General features: G+C 70.1%; 13 protein-coding genes and 1 tRNA gene. 7 read left to right on the forward strand and 7 right to left on the reverse strand.

Annotated features, from left to right (window positions below):
* Positions 1–93: 93 nt before the first annotated feature.
* The 3 genes from H7F53_RS12445 (at position 94) to H7F53_RS12455 (ending at position 3,270) form a co-directional block, all read left to right on the forward strand.
* Complete coding sequence (locus H7F53_RS12445; RefSeq protein WP_185679820.1) at positions 94–519, forward strand: MerR family transcriptional regulator; 426 nt, start codon at positions 94–96, stop codon at positions 517–519.
* A 199-nt stretch (positions 520–718) separates the two neighbouring features.
* Positions 719–2,104 (forward strand): MFS transporter, encoded by a 1,386-nt coding sequence (locus H7F53_RS12450; protein WP_246438874.1) that lies wholly within the window; start codon positions 719–721, stop codon positions 2,102–2,104.
* Between the two features lie 53 nt (positions 2,105–2,157).
* Positions 2,158–3,270, forward strand: coding sequence for a glycoside hydrolase family 68 protein (locus H7F53_RS12455; protein WP_185679821.1), 1,113 nt, complete (start codon positions 2,158–2,160; stop codon positions 3,268–3,270).
* 33 nt (positions 3,271–3,303) lie between these two features.
* On the opposite strand, the gene H7F53_RS12460 is transcribed toward H7F53_RS12455, so the two are convergent.
* The 4 genes from H7F53_RS12460 to H7F53_RS12475 all read right to left on the reverse strand — a co-directional run bounded on the left by H7F53_RS12460 (position 3,304) and on the right by H7F53_RS12475 (position 6,176).
* Positions 3,304–4,335 carry a LacI family DNA-binding transcriptional regulator gene (locus tag H7F53_RS12460; RefSeq protein WP_185679822.1) on the reverse strand — a complete coding sequence of 344 codons (1,032 nt, stop codon included), beginning with the start codon at positions 4,333–4,335 and terminating at the stop codon, positions 3,304–3,306.
* Between the two features lie 30 nt (positions 4,336–4,365).
* A complete protein-coding gene (locus tag H7F53_RS12465) occupies positions 4,366–5,274 on the reverse strand; it encodes an ROK family protein (RefSeq protein WP_185679823.1) in 909 nt (302 codons plus the stop codon).
* Between the two features lie 96 nt (positions 5,275–5,370).
* A complete protein-coding gene (locus H7F53_RS12470) occupies positions 5,371–5,694 on the reverse strand; it encodes a beta/alpha barrel domain-containing protein (RefSeq protein ID WP_185679824.1) in 324 nt (107 codons plus the stop codon).
* 233 nt (positions 5,695–5,927) lie between these two features.
* Positions 5,928–6,176 carry an usg protein gene (locus H7F53_RS12475; RefSeq protein WP_246438880.1) on the reverse strand — a complete coding sequence of 83 codons (249 nt, stop codon included), beginning with the start codon at positions 6,174–6,176 and terminating at the stop codon, positions 5,928–5,930.
* Positions 6,177–6,558: 382 nt separating this feature from the next.
* Between H7F53_RS12475 and H7F53_RS12480 the strand changes: the two genes are divergently transcribed.
* Positions 6,559–8,637 (forward strand): amidohydrolase family protein, encoded by a 2,079-nt coding sequence (locus H7F53_RS12480; RefSeq protein WP_185679825.1) that lies wholly within the window; start codon positions 6,559–6,561, stop codon positions 8,635–8,637.
* A gap of 77 nt (positions 8,638–8,714) precedes the next feature.
* Here the strand turns inward: H7F53_RS12480 and H7F53_RS12485 are convergent.
* Positions 8,715–8,788 (reverse strand) — tRNA-Cys (locus H7F53_RS12485).
* Between the two features lie 94 nt (positions 8,789–8,882).
* Positions 8,883–10,082, reverse strand: coding sequence for an LL-diaminopimelate aminotransferase (locus H7F53_RS12490; RefSeq protein ID WP_185679826.1), 1,200 nt, complete (start codon positions 10,080–10,082; stop codon positions 8,883–8,885).
* Positions 10,083–10,349: 267 nt separating this feature from the next.
* On the opposite strand from H7F53_RS12490, the gene H7F53_RS12495 reads away from it, so the two are divergent.
* The 3 genes from H7F53_RS12495 to clpS all read left to right on the forward strand — a co-directional run bounded on the left by H7F53_RS12495 (position 10,350) and on the right by clpS (position 13,905).
* On the forward strand, positions 10,350–12,185 hold the full coding sequence (locus H7F53_RS12495) for a PHA/PHB synthase family protein (RefSeq protein ID WP_425498160.1): 1,836 nt from the start codon (positions 10,350–10,352) through the stop codon (positions 12,183–12,185).
* Between the two features lie 145 nt (positions 12,186–12,330).
* A complete protein-coding gene (locus tag H7F53_RS12500) occupies positions 12,331–13,299 on the forward strand; it encodes a phasin family protein (RefSeq protein ID WP_185679827.1) in 969 nt (322 codons plus the stop codon).
* A gap of 183 nt (positions 13,300–13,482) precedes the next feature.
* Positions 13,483–13,905 carry an ATP-dependent Clp protease adapter ClpS gene (clpS, locus tag H7F53_RS12505; protein WP_246438876.1) on the forward strand — a complete coding sequence of 141 codons (423 nt, stop codon included), beginning with the start codon at positions 13,483–13,485 and terminating at the stop codon, positions 13,903–13,905.
* Between the two features lie 30 nt (positions 13,906–13,935).
* Here clpS and H7F53_RS17720 read toward each other — a convergent pair whose 3' ends face one another.
* Positions 13,936–14,556 carry a hypothetical protein gene (locus tag H7F53_RS17720; protein ID WP_246438877.1) on the reverse strand — a complete coding sequence of 207 codons (621 nt, stop codon included), beginning with the start codon at positions 14,554–14,556 and terminating at the stop codon, positions 13,936–13,938.
* Positions 14,557–14,782 lie beyond the last annotated feature (226 nt).

Raw genomic sequence — 14,782 nt, forward strand, 5'->3', positions numbered from 1 at the left:
TGCCACGCTGGCGCTGCCCGCCACACCGGACCGAAGGACGAGCGACCATGCGCCCCAGCCCTCCTCCCCGCCGCACCGGCGCCCCGGACCGCCATGTCCACGCCTGAACCCGCCCGGCCCCGGGGGGAGGGCGAGGCGTCGGTGCAGGGCATCCAGGACGTGGCGCAGGAGCTGGGCATCACGCTGCGCACGCTACGCTTCTACGAGAACGAGGGCCTGATCGATCCCCAGCGGGTGGGCAACCGGCGGATCTACTCACGCCGCGAGGTGGCCCGGATCCAGCTGATCCTGCGCGGCAAGCGGCTGGGCTTCTCGATCCGCGAGATCAAGGAGTTCCTCGATCTCTACGATGCCGACCCGGAGCACCAGGAGCAGATGGAACGTCTGGCCGCAAGGGTGCGCGAGCGGCTGGTCGATCTGCGCAAGCAGCGCGACGCGCTCGACCTGACCATCGCCGAACTGACCACGATCGAGCGCGACGCGCTCGCCTATCTGCAGCGCACCGCGCGCACCGGCTGACCGAGACCGGCGCGCGCCGCAGTCCCGCGCTGAATGGTCGGATCATTGCCTGCCTTATCATCGGATTGCGTGACCAGAGGCGGCCAGGGCGGGGCAATCTGCAAACGATTGTTGTCACGCCGCCGACTCTGTGTCATGGCAGCGGCCGGCAACCGCGCCGGAGCGCGCGGCCGAGCAATCGCGCACGGGAGAGCGCCCGATGGACCAGCACCTGCATGCCGCCCGGCCGCGCCTGTCGTTGGCGCGGATCCTCGAGATGAACCTCGGGTTCCTCGGGCTGCAGTTCAGCTTCGGATTGCAGCAGGGCAACATGGGGCCGATCTACTCCTATCTCGGCGCAAGCGAGGCGCAGCTGCCGCTGCTCCAGCTGGCAGGGCCGATGACCGGGCTGATCGTCCAGCCACTGATCGGCGCCCTGTCGGACCGCACGACCAGCCGCTGGGGACGGCGCACGCCCTACTTCCTGTTCGGCGCAGTGCTCTGCGCGATCGGCCTGCTCACCATGCCGCTGTCGGCCTCGATCGTCATGGCGGTGTCGCTGATGTGGCTGCTCGATGCGGGCAACAACATCACCATGGAGCCCTACCGGGCCTATGTGTCCGACCGGCTCGACCCGGCCCAGCGACATACCGGCTTCCTGACCCAGAGCGCCTTCACCGGGCTCGCCCAGATGCTGGCCTATCTGACCCCCTCGCTGCTGGTCATGCTGGGCATGGATCGCGACTGGGTCGATCCCCACGGCATCCCCTATACCGTGCGGATCGTGTTCTGGTTCGGCGCGGCGCTGTCTTTCGGCACGATCGTCTGGTCGGTCCTGCGCGTGCCCGAGTTGCCGCTCGGCGCCGAGGAACGTGCGCGCATCGAGGCGGCGCCGCGTGGGCTGGGGGCGACGCTGGCCGAGGTCGGCAGCGCCATCGCCACGATGCCGGTGGCGATGCGCCGGCTCGGTCTGATGAGCCTGTTCCAGTGGTTCAGCTTCTGGGGCTACTGGACCTACGTGCCCTACGTGGTCGCCCGGAACGTCTACGGGACGAGCGATCCGGCCAGCGGCGGGTTCCATGCGGCCGTGCTGACCAACGGCGAAATGGCGGCCACCTACAATCTCGTGGCCTGTCTCGCCGCCTTCGGCATGGTCCCGCTGGTTCGCCGCGTCGGCCCCGGGCCGATGCACGCGCTGTGCCTGGCGGCCGGAGGGCTCGGCGTGCTTGCCCTACCGCACATCACCGACAAGGCCCTGCTGTTCCTGCCGATGATCGGGGTCGGGCTGGCCTGGGGCAGCACCATGGGCAACCCCTATGCGATCCTCAGCAACGCCGTGCCGCCCGAGCGCACCGGGGTCTACATGGGGATCTTCAACATGATGATCGTCCTGCCGATGCTGCTGTTCTCGGTGCTGATGAGCGAGCTCGATCTTGGCTTCGTGCGGCTCGGCTTCGGGCTCTACGAGCGGCTGCTCGGGGGTGACCCGCGCCAGCTGCTGACCGTTTGCGGGGCCGGCCTGCTGGCCGCCGCGCTCGCGGTGCTGCGGGTCCGCGAGGGCCGCGCCGCGCCGCGCGGCCTTGCTGCGGGACTGGCTCCGACATGACCGCCACCCACACCCCGACTCCCGCCCTCCCGCTTGCAGAAGAGACCCCCGCCATGTCTGACCGGCCTGGATCGACCGGCACATGGCGCCCCGTCGCCTTCGGTGACGAGGGTGCCCGCATCCCGACCATCGGAGCCGGCGACGTGCATCCGCTCGTGCCCGGGCTTGACCTGTGGGACTGCTGGCCGCTGACCCATCCCGATGGCCGCACGGCGATCGTGCACGACCGCCGCTGGTGGTTCTTCCTCAGCGCGCCGCAGTTCCCCGATCCGGTGCAGCGCCACGCCCATGCGCGCATCCGGCTGCTGTCGCGCGGCGCCGATGGCTGGCGCGATCATGGCAATGCCTTGCCCGACGGCCTCACCCCGGGTTCGCGTGAATGGGCCGGATCGGCCGTGCTCGACGAGGCCGGCCGCGTCACGCTGTACTACACCGTCGCGGGGCGGCCGGGCGAAGCCGCGCTGACCTTCGAGCAGCGGCTGTTCGCGGTCCACGGCACATTGGCTGACAGCGGCATCAGCGACTGGACCGTCCCGGCGGAGCTGGTCGTCGCCGATGGCCGGATCTATCAGGTCGCCAATGACCAGGTCGAGCTTGCCCCGGGCACGCTCAAGGCGTTCCGCGATCCGTTCTACTTCCGCGATCCGGTGACCGGCACTGAGCACCTGATCTTCACCGCCAGCGCGGGTTGGACCGACGGCGCGCACAACGGGATGGTCGGGCTGGCCACGCGCACCGCTGCCGGGTGGCAGCTGGACACCCCGCTGGTCGACGCGATCGGCGTCAACAACGAGCTCGAGCGGGCCCAGGTGCACTGGCGAGCGGGGGCCTACTACCTGTTCTGGTCGACCCAGCGGCATACCTTCGCGCCGGGCGCCCCGGCCGGACCTAACGGCATCTACGGCATGGTGGCCAACAGCCTGCGCGGCCCGTGGCGGCCGATCAACGGGTCGGGTCTGGTCGCTGCCAACTCTGCGCAAGAGCCGCAGCAGTCCTATTCGTGGGTGATGACCGGTGAGGACGAGGTGTGGAGCTTCGTCGACTACTGGGGGCTGGAAGGGCGCAGCCTGGCCGATCATCCCGCGCTGGTGCGCAGCCGGTTCGGCGGCACTGCGGCCCCGGTGTTCCGCCTGGCCTTCGCTGGGGACCGCGTGACCCTTGGCTGACCACGCCCGGGCGCCCCGCGCGGGGCGCCCGGCTCAGGCGGTCTCGCGCACGATCAGCTGCGGGGCGAGCACGGTCGAGGGACTGTCGCTCCCGCCGATCCGGGCCAGCAGGGCCGCGACCATGGCCTGGGCGCCGCCGGCGATATCCTGGTGGATCGTGGTCAGCTGCGGAACGGTCTGCTCGCTTAGCGGCAGGCCGTCGAACCCGACCAGCGCGATGTCCTCGGGTACCCGCCGTCCGCGCTCGTGCAGCAGCCGCAGCGTGGCCATCGCGATCAGGTCCGAGGCAGCGAAGATCGCGTCGGTCGCCGGGTCCATCCGGTCGAGGTCCGCGGCGATCTGGCTGCCCATTTCCTCGGCCGACAGGTGGGTGGGGAAATCGTCGATCCGCGTGCCTGTCCCCGATTCAGCCGCCGCAGCGCGGGCACCGGCGAGGCGCCGCTCGATCTCGAGCCCGCGGGTATCGCCGAAGAAGGCGATCCGCCGGCAGCCGCGCGCGATCAGGTGCTGGGCCGCGAGCCGGCCGCCCGCATCGCTGTCGGTCCCGACCACGCAGTGGCGCTGGCCCTCGCGGTGCGTGCCCCAGACCACCAGCGGGCGGTAGCGCGCGGCGACGCTCTCGATCGTGGCGAACTGGTCGGACTGGCCGATCAGCAGAACCCCGTCGAGCATTCCCGAATCCACGACCCGTTCGAGCCATTCAGCGCTGTCGCCGGGCAGGGCGCGGCTGAGCATCAGGTCATAGCCGCGCTCGATCAGGGCATCGGCGAGATAGCCCAGCAGGGTCATGAAGAAGGGGTCGGAGATGTGCTGCTTCTGCTCGTGGCCAAGCGGGATCACCACGCCCACCACCCCGGTCTGCCCGGTGCGCAGACGGCTGGCCATCTGGTTGGGGCGGAAGCCGTGCTCGCGGGCCAGCGCCTGGATCCGCTCGCGCGTCTCGCGATTGACCAGATCCTTGTCGGCCAGTGCGCGCGAGACCGTGCCGGGCGAGACACCGGCCAGCTTGGCCAGCTCGGCGATGTTGCGAAGCCGCCGGGGCTTGTGTTCCTGCCCCTCGCTCATGGCTGCGCCCTGCCGGCCGGGCCGGTTGGATCAGACATTGGCGCCGGCCATGGCGCTGCGGCCCAGCGCGATCGCGCCGGTGATCCCGGCCAGATCGCCCAGCCCGGGACCGACGATGTAGCTGGCCAGCCCGGGGTCGAGCCGGGCATGACCGACATAGCCGGCCAGCTTGGTCTCGGTCCGGCCGCGCAGGCTGTCGATCAAACCGGGGGCCTTCATCACCCCGCCGCCGAAGATCAGCCGGTCCGGCGCGTGAACCAGCATCAGCGTGACCGCGAGGTCGGACAGGTAGTCGGCGATCAGCGCGACCGCCTCGGTCGTATCGGCCATGCGGTCGAGGCTGAGTCCGTAGCGGGCGATGATCGCCGGTCCGCTGGCCAGGCCCTCGAGGCAATCGCCGTGATAGGGGCAGGAGCCGGCGAAGGGATCGCGCGCGGGATCGCGGCGTGGCAGGATGTGGCCGGTTTCGTAATGGGTGAAGCCGCCGCAGGGGCGACCCTGCCGCACCACGCCGGTGCCGATTCCCGTTCCCACCGTGGTATAGGCCAGGGTGGTCGTGCCCTGTCCCGCACCGGCCTGCCATTCGCCCAGCGCGGCGGCGTTGACGTCGGTGTCGACCACCACCGGCACGCCCAGCGGCGCCAGCCACTCGAGATAGCTCGATCCGGCCCAGCCGGGCTTGGGGGTGCGGGTGATCGCGCCATAGGTGGGGGATGCCGGATCGATATCGACCGGGCCGAAGCTGCCCACGCCGATCCCGCCCAGCGGGCCATGCTCGGCCGCCGCCGCCCGGAAGAAATCGAGCACCTGCGGCATGGTCACGCTCGGCGCCTCGGTATCGACCCGGCGCTGCGCGAGGATGGTGCCATCGGCGCGGGCGACCGCGATCACGAACTTCGTGCCGCCAGCTTCGATCGCGCCGATCAGGGGGGTGGTCATGGCAGTCCTTTCCTCAGGCATTCTGTCCGGCCGTGCCGCTGGCCCGGCTGGTCGCGGGCGCCGGCTTGTACCATGCTACCAATCGTTTGCAATCATTCACCCCGCGCGCGCCGCAGCCGCCGCATCGACCAGCGCCGCCGCCCGCCGGCCGGTCTCGGCCGGGGTGAAGGCGGGCTGGTAGAGCGACGAGGCCATCCCGGCGCCGTCCGCCCCGGCGGCGAACCAGCTGGCGAGGTTTCCGGCATCGACCCCGCCCACGGCCAGCACCGGCACGGCGCGCGGCAGCACCGCGCGCTGCGCTTTCAGAACGGCCGGGCTCGCGCCCTCGTCGGGGCGGACCCCGCGCAGGATCGCCACCAGTGGGCAACGGGCCAGAGCCTGGCTCAGCCGGGCGGCGGCGGGGGGCTGGTCAGGACTCACGGCGCCTACGCATTCCAGATCCCGATACAACCGGCAAGGAATGCGGACCGGCTGTCCACGACCACGCCCACCCGGTCGCTCGACTTGGGGGACGACCGGCCGCCCCCTGGTCCGATTGCGCCGGTGGCCGGGCATGCCGTCGAGCGGCCCACGATGCCGGGGCACGGCATCCTGCCCGCCGCAGCGCGGGACGGCTCAACCTCGCCCGCGAGGTGGAGCCTGGCTGAAGCGGCTCACTGGATCGTGATGATCCCGTTCACCGAACGCCATTCGCGCGGACCCAGCAGGCGGGCATGGGCCAGCCGCACCGAATGCAGCACCGCCTCGACCTCGCGCCGCCAATGGTCGAGGAACTTGCGCAGTTCGGGGAAGTGCGGCGCCTCGTCGTAGAATTGCCATATGAAAACCTGCAGCAGCGAGGGGTAGTCAGGCATGTAGTAGCTGATCTCGGCGGTCGAGAGCCCGTAGCCCTGCAGTTGCAGTCTGAACTCCTCGCGGCCCGGGGAAGGCCGCGCGCCCGTGGGGTCTTGGGGTCCGTCGTGGTATCCGTGAGTCACCGTTGATCTCCTTGCCTGGCGATCGTGCAGCCTGCTCCCGCATCATGGTTATAGCCTGGAAATGTTCTTCCAGATCCTAGAACTGTCAAGAGTCTGAAGATTTAAGTGTTTCAGATACATGGATTATTTGGCACTCTCGCGGAGTGAGTGCCAATCGGGCACCGCGGCTGAAGGGCGCGCCGGGGGCTTGCCTGCGGCGCCGATCACGGCACAATGGTCGGCCGCTGTCCCGCTGCTTGCCGGATCCGCGCCGGGCGCCGGGGCCCGGCCAGCCGGCTGGTGGGTTCTGCCCTGGAGAGGATCGTTGATGCCCAAGTCCTTTGTTGCCGTCCTGCTTGCCGCCGCTGCCTTGGTCACCCCGCCCGCGGTATGGGCGCACGAGGCGGCGGCGCCGCGCCCCGTCGCCACCAGCAAGGAACAGCTGCTCGTCGCCCCCCCTGGCGCGCGACGCTATACGATCAGCTCCACCGCGGGCCAGCATGGCGTGATCTCGTCGTGGACCCTCCCGGACGGCCGCCTCGCCTACCGCATGTCGATGTCGCTGCGCGGCTGGATCACCGAAACTGACCAGATCGTCACCCTGCGCGCCGATGGCACCCCGGCGCAGATCTCGATCCGCGGCTTCACCGACAGTGGCGATGCCACCGAAGACTTCCATGTCGATGCGGCCGGGGTGGCCCACTGGAAGACGGCGGTCGATTCCGGCAGCGCGCCGCTGGGGACGCGGCGCTATTCGACTTACGGCGGGCCCTGGCTGGCCAACGAGGCCGAGGTCAACGCCCTGGTCGCGGCGGGTGACAAGGGCATCGACATGCTGCCGAGCGGTCATGCCGTGCTGACCGTGGCGCGCACGGTGACCGTCCCGGCGGCAGGCGGGCCGCTGACGCTCAAGCTGGCGTTTATCCGCGGCTTCGGCTTTGCGCCCACGCCGGTCTGGCTTGATGGGCAGGACCGCTTCTTCGGCTGGGCCGGAGGCATGTCGATGCTGCCCGAAGGCCAGGAAGCGCTGGGGCCGAAGCTGAAGGATATCCAGGAAGAGGCGACGGCCGCGATGGTGCGCGATGTCGCCAAGGGCTTCCTGACCCCGGCCAACCGCAGCGCGACGCTGGTCGATCACGTGCTCCTGTTCGATTCGCTGGCCGGCCGCTACCTGCCCGATCGCGCCGTGCTGATTGCGGATGGCAAGATCGCCGCCGTCGGCGCGGGCGGGTCGCTCACGGCGCCCGCCGGGGCCACCGTAATCGACGGGCGTGGCAAGACGCTGTCCCCCGGGCTCTGGGATTCCCATCGCCATGTCGGCGGGGACGACTGGAACCTGCTGCAGAACGTCGCCACCGGCATGACCAACTTCCGCAGCCCAGGTTCGCAGATCGACGAGGCCCAGAACCTGTTCGCGCGCCGCGCCAAGGGCGAGCTGGTCGCGCCGGACGGCAAGGTGTCGATCATCATCGACCGCAAGGATCCGCTCGCCGCGCAGGGTTCGCTGACCGTGTCCTCGGCAGCCGAGGCGATTGCGGCGGTGCGCAAGATCAAGGATGCCGAGATGTGGGGGGTGAAGTTCTACACGTCGATGAATCCTGCCTGGATCGCGCCGGCGGCGGCCGAGGCGCACCGGCTCGGGCTGCATGTTCACGGCCACGTCCCGGCCGGGATGCGCCCGCTCGAGGCGGTGCGGGCCGGCTATGACGAGATCACCCACATCAACTTCATCATGATGCAGGCCATGCCGCAGGCCGTGGTCGACAAGGCCAACACTGCGGCGCGGCTGGAGGGGCCGGCCAAATACGGCAAGGACGTCGATCTCGACTCGCCGGCGATGCAGGCGTTCTACGCCGAGCTGGCCAAGCGCGGCACGGTGATCGATCCCACCCTGACCGTGTGGGAGCCCCTGATGACCTCGGACGGCACTGCGCTGCCGCCCGAATATGCCCCTTTCGCCGAGGTGGCCCCGCCCACCGTCGCGCGTGGCTGGCGCATCGCCGGCTACCCGCTGTTCGATGGCCTGACCCGCGACGACTTCCGCAAGAGCTTCGCCAAGATGGTCGCGGTGGTCGGGCGGCTGCACAAGGCCGGGGTGCGCATCGTCGCCGGCACTGACGGCTATGGGCTCGAGCTGGTACGCGAGCTCGAGCTCTACCAGGAGGCCGGGCTGAGCAACGCCGCGGCGCTGCAGACCGCCACGATCATCCCGGCGCGGCTGACCGGCATGGCTGACCGCACCGGCTCGATCACGCCGGGCAAGATCGCCGACGTGATCCTGGTGGAAGGCGATGTCTCCAAGGACATCACCAACCTGCGCCGCGTCCATACGGTGTTTCTCGACGGCTACCGCCTCGATGCCGCGAAGCTGCGCGAGGCCAGCGGGCTGAGCGGAATGCCGCGCTGATCACGCGCACCCGACCCGCCGGCGCGCACCGGCGGGTCCGCCCGCGAGAGCAGGGCCGGGAGACGATCGGTGAGGGATGGAGGCCCGAGCCGGAATCGAACCGGCGTAAACGGATTTGCAGTCCGGTGCGTAACCACTCCGCCATCGGGCCAGATCGCAGGGTCGCGTGGTCCCGGGCGTCTAGCGGCCGGGCCCGGGCAATGCAATCCGATTATTGCTGCCCGCCGCCCGGCCCGGCCGATGCGTCAGGCCGCGCTCGAGTTGATCCCCATGCTGGCGAGGTAGCGCTTGATGTTGCGCGCGGCCTGACGCAGCCGCTGCTCGTTCTCGACCATGGCGATGCGGACGAAGCCCTCGCCGTCCTCGCCATAGCCGACGCCCGGGGCCACCGCGACCTCCGCATGGGTGAGCAACTGCTTGGAGAATTCCAGGCTGCCCATGTCGCGCAGGGCCGGCGGCAGCGGCGCCCAGGCGAACATCGAGGCCTTGGGGGTGGGGATCTCCCAGCCGGCCCTGCCGAAGGCCTCGACCATCACGTCGCGGCGCTTCTGGTAGAGCTGGCGGTTGGCTTCGACGATGTCCTGCGGTCCGTTGAGCGCGGCGCAGGCCGCCGCCTGGATCGGGGTGAAGGCACCATAGTCGAGGTAAGACTTGACCCGCTTGAGCGCGGCGATGAGCCGGGTGTTGCCCACCGCGAAGCCCACGCGCCACCCCGCCATCGAGAAAGTCTTCGACATCGAGGTGAACTCCACCGCGACGTCCTTGGCCCCCGGCACCTGCAGGATCGAGGGGGTCGGCTGGCCATCGTAGTAGAGCTCGGAATAGGCGAGGTCGGACAGGATCCAGACCTTGTTCTCCTTCGCCCAGGCGACCAGCCGTTCGTAAAAGGCCAGGTCCACCGTCTCGGCGGTCGGGTTCGACGGATAGTTGACGATCAGGATCGATGGCCGCGGCACGGTGAAGGCCATCGCGCGTTCGAGCGACTGCCAGTAACGCTCGTCGGGGGTGGTCGGCACCGACCGGATCGTGGCCCCGGCGATGATGAAGCCGAAGGTGTGGATCGGGTAGCTCGGGTTGGGGGCCAGCACCACGTCACCCGGACCGGTGATCGCCGTGGCGAGGCTGGCGAGGCCCTCCTTCGAGCCCATGGTCATCACCACCTCGGTCTCGGGATCGAGCTCGACCCCGAAGCGGCGGCCATAGTAGTTGGCCTGGGCCTTGCGCACCCCGGGGATGCCGGCCGAGGCCGAATAGCCGTGCGCCGAGGGCTTCTGCGCCACCTCGCACAGCTTGTCGATCACGTGCTGCGGGGGCGGCAGGTCGGGATTGCCCATGCCGAGGTCGATGATGTCCCGTCCCGCGGCGCGGGCTGCGGCCCGCATCGCGTTCACTTCGGCGATGACGTAGGGCGGCAGGCGCTTGATGCGGTAGAACTCGTCGTCCATGACCTTGGCAATTCCGGAAATGAGAGCTGCGGCGATGGTGCCGCGCCATGTGCTGTAGGCATTTCCGCCGCATGGCGCAAATGCGCGCCGCCGCGAAATTCGTCCGGCCGGGCATGGTGCCCGCTGACAAGCGCGGCGATTGCGGGCACAAGCGGCACAGCAGACCAGCGCAAGACAACAGGGTAGGGCATGAGCAAGGGTTCCGGCACGAAGGGCCTGCAGGGCGGCGACGAGACGGTCGCGGCAGCTGGGGCAATGATCGAGGCGATGGTCAAGCTCCAGACCGAGACGGCCGAGGCGATGCTGGCCGGAATGGCCAGCCTGACCCCGGCGGCGCTCGCCGGCGACGGCAGCCTGCCCGCAGCCTGGACCGCCATGGCCAGCCAGATGGCAGCGGTGTGGCAGCCGCCGGTCCCGGCCGAGCCGCCATCCCCCGCAGCGGCCGGGGCCGCCGCCCCGCTGGCCGATCCCGCACTGTGGCGCGGACTGGTCGACAGCTGGTATCGCAGCCTGCCCCTGCCCGACGAGGCGACCCGCGAACGGCTGCTGGCCGACAGCCTGCAGCTGTGGGACAGCATCCTCGGCCAGTATGGGATCGGCCCAGGCGCCGGGCGCGACGTGCCCGACCTGCCGCGCAAGGATCGCCGCTTCGCCGACCCGCGCTGGCGCGAGCAGCCGGTCTTCGCGCTGATCCACCAATCCTACCTACTGCTGGCCGAACAGCTCGCCGCGCTGGTCGACCAGGCCGAGGGGCTCGATCCGGCGCGGCGCCAGCAGCTGCACTTCACGGTCCGCACCCTGCTCGACGCGCTGAGCCCGGCCAACTTCCCGACGACCAACCCGGTGGTGCTCGAGCGTTTCGTCGAAACCCGCGGGGAAAGCCTGTTCCACGGGTTGCAGCACCTGCTGGCCGATGTCACCCGCGGCCAGCTGACCCAGTCGGCGCCCGGCGCCTTCACGGTCGGCCAAGATCTGGCCACGACCCCCGGCAAGGTGATCCACGAAACCCCGCTGTTCCAGCTGATCCAGTACAGCCCGGCCACGCCGCAGGTGCTGGCCGCGCCGCTGGTGATCTTCCCGCCGTGGATCAACCGCTTCTACATCCTCGACCTGACCCCCCAGAAAAGCTTCGTGCGCTGGGCGGTCGAGCAGGGGCTGACCGTGCTGATGGTGTCATGGAAGTCGGCCGACGCCAGCCTCGCCGCGACCACCTGGGACGATTATGTCCGCGCCCAGATCGAGGCGATCGAGGTGGCCCGCGCCCGCTTCAAGGTGCCGGCCGTGCACACCATCGGCTACTGCGTGGCCGGCACCACGCTGGCCGCAACGCTGGCGGTGCTCGCCCGGCGCGGCGAGGCCGACCGGGTGGCGAGCGCGACGTTCTTCACCGCCCAGGTCGATTTCGAGCTGGCCGGCGAGCTGCGCCACTTCGTCGACGATACCCAGCTGGCCCTGATCGAGGGCCTCGCGCGCGACGGGGTGGTCGACGGGCGCTATCTCGCCTCGACCTTCAACCTGCTGCGCGGGCAGGACCTGATCTGGAACTACGTCGTCAACAACTACCTGTTGGGTGAGGACTACCGCGCCTTCGACCTGCTCCACTGGAACAGCGATTCGACCAACCTCCCGGCGGCCTGGCATCTCGACTACCTGCGCGACCTGTACCGCGACAACCTCCTGGTCGAGCCCGACCGGCTGGCGGCCGACGGCACTCCGATCGACCTGCGTCGCATCACCACACCGTGCTACATTCAGGCCGGGCGCGAGGACCACATCGCCCCGCCGCAGAGCGTCTGGCGGCTGACCCGGCACCTCGCCGGGCCCTGGACCTTCCTGCTTGCCGGCTCGGGGCACATTGCCGGGGTGGTCAACCCGCCCGCGGCGCGCAAGTACCAGTACTGGACCAATCCGGACGCGCGCGATTCCTACGATCAGTTCCTGGCCGGAGCGACCGAACATCCCGGATCGTGGTGGCCGCACTGGATCGCCTGGCTGCGCGGGCTGACCCCGCAGGAGGTCCCGGCTACGGGCAAGCGCGTCCCCGGTGGACGCGGTGATCGCGTGATCGAGGATGCGCCAGGGCGCTATGTTTTGCAGCCCTGACCGTCCCGGCGCCGGAACGCGCCGCCGCTCGTGACAGTTTGTTGCACTGCACAAAAATTCTTGACAGGGTCTGGCGCGATCCCATATTGTGCACTGCAGCAATAGGGATTCTCACGGGTCCCGAGCGCACAAGGATTGCACGATCATGGCTGCCGAGACCGACACTCCGCTTCCCGCCACGCCCGCCGCGCCCTCGGGCCAGGCTCCCGTGGTGACCGAGGCGGCGCCGAAGGCTCCCGCCGCCGTCGCCACGCCCGCCATCGAAGCGCCCGCCGCGGCCAAGCCCGCAGCGCCGGTGGCTGCCGCCAAGCCGGCCGTCGCCGCCGAGGTCAAGGCCCCGGCCCCTGCCACGGCGGCCCAGCCGAAGGTGGTGAAGACCAAGGCAGCCAAGGCCAAGCCGGCCAAGATCAAGCCTGCGGCCATCGCGGTGCCCAAGGCTCCCGTGGTCAAGGCTCCCGTCGTCAAGGCTCCCGTCGTCAAGGCGCCGGTCGTGCCGGCCCCTGTCGTGAAGGCCCCTGTCGCCAAGGCGCCGACCGCCAAGCGGCCGCGCAAGCCGGTGGCCGTGGCACGTGTCGCCGCGCCGAAGCCGATCACCAAGCCCGTTACCGTCAAAACCCCAACCCCCGCCAAGGCAGCTCCCGTTTCGCGACCGCTGCCGAAACTGAAGGACCAGACCATGGCCACCCAAGCATTCGATTTCGTCGCCCCGTTCAAGACCGTCTTCGCCGACCTGCAGGAAAAGGCCAAGACCGCCTACGAGAAGAGCACCGTCACGCTGACCGAAGCCAACGACTTCGCCAAGGGCAACGTTGAGGCGGTCGTCGAATCGGGCAAGATCCTCGCCAGCGGTCTGCAGGAGCTGGGCACCTCGGCCCTGACCGACTCGCGCGCGGCGTTTGAGACCATGACGGCCGAGATCAAGACTCTCGCTTCGGCCAAGTCGCCGACCGAGTTCTTCCAGCTGCAGACCGCCCTGCTGCGCAAGCACTTCGATACGGCCGTGGCGCAGACCTCGAAGAGCACCGAAGCGATGCTGAAGCTCGCCAACGATTCGATCGCGCCGCTGTCGAGCCGCGTGACCATCGCGGTCGAGAAGGTGTCCAAGGTCGCCTGACCCAGTCCGTCGGTCCGGCCGCGGGTGGACCGCAGCGCGGGCCGGGCGGACCTCTCCTCTCCCACCGCTCGGCCTCGCCGCTCAGACGGGCCGGACAGCCATCGCGCTGTCCGGCCCGTTTACCATCAAAAACGTCGGCCAGCGTCTTGTATGGCCGCCGGGAGATACGATATTCCTGCCGGTATGAGTTTCCCCGCCACCCTGACCGCTGGCCCCATCACCGCGCCCGTTCGCCTGGTGCGCGGCGCCGTGCCGTTCGCCGGGCCGGGCGATGAGGATGACCAGGCCGACGGCGGCAACGGTGGTGCCGGCACGGAGATCGGCATCGCCACGAGGACCCGCGCCAAGCCGAAGAAGCCCAGCCAGTTCCGGGTGCTGATGCTCAACGACGATTACACCCCGATGGAATTCGTCGTGCTGGTGCTCAAGCGTTTCTTCCACATGGATCTCGAGCAGGCCACCCGGGTCATGCTCCACGTTCATCAGAAGGGCGTCGGGGTCTGCGGCGTGTTCCCCTACGAAATCGCCGAGACCAAGGTGAACCAGGTGATGGACTTCGCCCGGAAGAACCAGCACCCGCTGCAGTGCACGCTCGAGAAGGCCTGAGCCTGCGCTCCCGGGGCTCCTGAGCCCCGATCAGACCAGCATGGTCCCCACGATCCGTCCGGCGGCGAAGGCACCGGCGAAGCCCGCCGCGGCCCAGGTCGTTGTGCGCAGGGCGAAGGCGCCGGGGCGGCCCGCGCCAGCCGGCGCGCCGCAGGCCGCCAGGGCGGCCACCGCGGCCAGCGAGACCAGCGCGATCCCCAGCGGCATGGCGCCCAGATGGAAGGCCGAGGCGGCGGCGAGCGGCAGCAGGGCCCCGCAGGCGAAGGTCCCGGCCGAGGTCGCGGCGACCTGCAGCGGCGTCGCGGCGCGATAGTCGCCGAGGCCGCCCGCCGCGGCGGCGACCAGGTCATCGCGCGGACCGGCGCGGCGATGCACCACCAGCCCGGCGGCGTCGGGCGCCTCCGCCGGACCCGCCGTCTGGCCCGAGGCGGCAAGGCCGGCATATTCGGTCATGGCGAGCGCCAGGGCGCCAGCGATCAGCCCGGCGAGACCGGCGCGCAGAACCTCTCCCTCGGTCATGGCGGCGGCGGCCACGGCGATCAGCAGGGCCGCGCTCGCGATGGTGCCGCCCAGGCTCCGCAGGGCGGCCGCGCGCAGCCAGGCAAGGCGCGCGGAGGTGTGGTGCGCGATCAGGCGCTCGGGTTCCAGCATGGTCTGTCCTCTCCCGGTCCTTTGCGGGCCGGTTCTGTGGGTTTGCGGCGGTCCCGAGGCGAAAGGTGGCATGCCCCGCCCAACTTGGCCAGAGTGTATCGCGCGGCCCGGGAGATCGCGGCACGGCACCGGCGCAGCTTGCCTCGCGCGCGGGCATCACCTAGGCAACGGGGCGGGGGACAGGCGATCGGCATCCCCCTTCGCGCTGCCCGCATCCACCCACGAT

The organism is Novosphingobium piscinae, from assembly GCF_014230355.1.
Classification (GTDB): Bacteria; Pseudomonadota; Alphaproteobacteria; order Sphingomonadales; family Sphingomonadaceae; genus Novosphingobium; species Novosphingobium piscinae.

What these genes read in the sequence shown, in the direction of transcription:
- H7F53_RS12445 (WP_185679820.1), top strand. Translation starts at nt 94, where the DNA reads ATGTCCACGCCTGAACCCGCCCGGCCCCGGGGGGAGGGCGAGGCGTCG.
- H7F53_RS12450 (WP_246438874.1), top strand. Translation starts at nt 719, where the DNA reads ATGGACCAGCACCTGCATGCCGCCCGGCCGCGCCTGTCGTTGGCGCGG.
- H7F53_RS12455 (WP_185679821.1), top strand. Translation starts at nt 2,158, where the DNA reads ATGTCTGACCGGCCTGGATCGACCGGCACATGGCGCCCCGTCGCCTTC.
- H7F53_RS12460 (WP_185679822.1), bottom strand. Translation starts at nt 4,335, where the DNA reads ATGAGCGAGGGGCAGGAACACAAGCCCCGGCGGCTTCGCAACATCGCC.
- H7F53_RS12465 (WP_185679823.1), bottom strand. Translation starts at nt 5,274, where the DNA reads ATGACCACCCCCCTGATCGGCGCGATCGAAGCTGGCGGCACGAAGTTC.
- H7F53_RS12480 (WP_185679825.1), top strand. Translation starts at nt 6,559, where the DNA reads ATGCCCAAGTCCTTTGTTGCCGTCCTGCTTGCCGCCGCTGCCTTGGTC.
- H7F53_RS12490 (WP_185679826.1), bottom strand. Translation starts at nt 10,082, where the DNA reads ATGGACGACGAGTTCTACCGCATCAAGCGCCTGCCGCCCTACGTCATC.
- H7F53_RS12495 (WP_425498160.1), top strand. Translation starts at nt 10,350, where the DNA reads ATGGTCAAGCTCCAGACCGAGACGGCCGAGGCGATGCTGGCCGGAATG.
- H7F53_RS12500 (WP_185679827.1), top strand. Translation starts at nt 12,331, where the DNA reads ATGGCTGCCGAGACCGACACTCCGCTTCCCGCCACGCCCGCCGCGCCC.
- clpS (WP_246438876.1), top strand. Translation starts at nt 13,483, where the DNA reads ATGAGTTTCCCCGCCACCCTGACCGCTGGCCCCATCACCGCGCCCGTT.
- H7F53_RS17720 (WP_246438877.1), bottom strand. Translation starts at nt 14,556, where the DNA reads ATGCTGGAACCCGAGCGCCTGATCGCGCACCACACCTCCGCGCGCCTT.